Below are 1,721 nucleotides of genomic sequence, written 5' to 3'. Positions count from 1 at the left end.
TCCTGTACCGTTTTCGGACAACGGAAAAAACGAAATTCCAGCGTTGATAATTTGTCGACATCCTCTGCTCCGGTAATGTGCAGTAAAGATATAGCCATAAATTTTCCGATCATATCGGCACTAATATTACCTAACCAATTTTGTAGAGTCGTTATATGAACAAGCTGGCTATAAAAATTTGAAAACTGTTCAAGCCTCTCTTTTTTTTCCGAATCAGTGTTCCCTTTATGGCTTGGCTTTTGAGTATCATTTTCTTCTATTTTTTTATTGTATAGGTCAATGATCTTATTTAACCGCTTTAAGGCAAATGGTTTTATGTCTGGATCGTAATCAGCAAATGTTTTATACCATTTAGCTTCATCCTCCTGCAGGATACGATCATTATTTCCAAACGCCCTCAGCAAAAAAGGGTTTCGCTGGATCTCAGACTCCATCGCCAGAAGCACGCCGGTATCCCCCTGGGTAGCACTCAAGGCATCGACGTGTTTATGCCCGGAACTATAATCAATCAACCCTTCGTTGCGCATTGAATCAATCACTTCAATCACTTTCTCAAAAGATAATTCTGCGAGTTGATCATCAGAATGGTAGGGCGTGCAGATTATTTCAAACCATTGAGGTAAGTCGTAAAAAGGTAATACAGTAAAGCTATTATCAAAACCATAGCGTGTAGCAGACATGAGGTTAGGGCAATAACTCATTCCTTTTTGTTTGAGTCGAGATGCAAAACAATTAACAATCATACGCTGTTCGTCAGAAAGTCGGTTGTTTATATCATATTCAAGCTCTTCACCGAATTTAAGATTTAATCTGCTTGCCGGTTTCACTCCATTGTCAGTCCCAAAAACACAGTTATCAAACATAGCATTGACTATACCATCGCAGCGTCTGGAAAAAATAACCTCCAGAACATGTTGATTAAAATGCTCTCTTATATCATTATCATTGAGGCGTAGACCAATGATTATAATATTGTTGGTTTGACACGGTTCACAAGCACTATCAATGATTTCCTGTCTGAATTTTATAACAAAATCAAAGATAACAACCAGCTCAGAAAAAAAGCCACTTCCACCAAGAAGGGTTTGAAAAAATGGAAATATAGCTTTCAACAATTTCTCGTACGTAAATTCAGTGCGGCCAAATTGATTTGTAAACACAGACTTTGAGATAACATCATCCGGTACGTTTTCTTTTTTGTTAAGATAATCAACCAGCATGCCTGTCAGACTGTAACGTTTTTCAGACTTATTAAATTTTGACTCCTTTTCTGCCTGTTTGGTAAAAATAGCCTTCAGAAAAGATTGTATCTCTTCAACCCGTTCATGACTGATGGTTTTACCCGCCACATATTTATCGGGACTAATTTCAAAAGTAATACAACGATCACGAACCAGACCTTCCTGACATAAAATAAAATCGATAAAAATCCCTGTAATTTCCTCTCTTTGATCATCATCGTCGTAAGGTTCTCTTGTGATTTTTTCGTATCTGAGTGAATGAATGAGATTTCCAATAGTATTTCGAATATGCACAGCCACTTCCTCAGCGGTAAACGTCTCGCAGATGCTGGCTACATTTATGGACTCACGACGGTCCGTAGTAACCCAATGGGTAACTTTTCGCTCGGGAATAGTCTGATTGACCATATGATGACTGAAACCTGGCACAATAAAACCAGGCTCTGGCATTTGATTTGCCAGTGCAGAGGATTTATCTTC

The 1,721-nt window shown here is 38.3% G+C and carries 1 protein-coding gene; it reads right to left on the bottom strand.

What is annotated here, in order from left to right:
* Positions 1 to 1,721 (bottom strand): hypothetical protein (locus KDK19_RS03915; RefSeq protein WP_257252817.1); only part of this gene is annotated, 1,721 nt, incomplete at both ends.

The organism is Endozoicomonas sp. ONNA1, assembly GCF_024606325.1.
Classification (GTDB): Bacteria; Pseudomonadota; Gammaproteobacteria; order Pseudomonadales; family Endozoicomonadaceae; genus Endozoicomonas_A.
The sequence above is the reverse complement of the archived record's forward strand: the minus strand, read 5'-3'. Positions and strand labels throughout refer to the sequence as shown.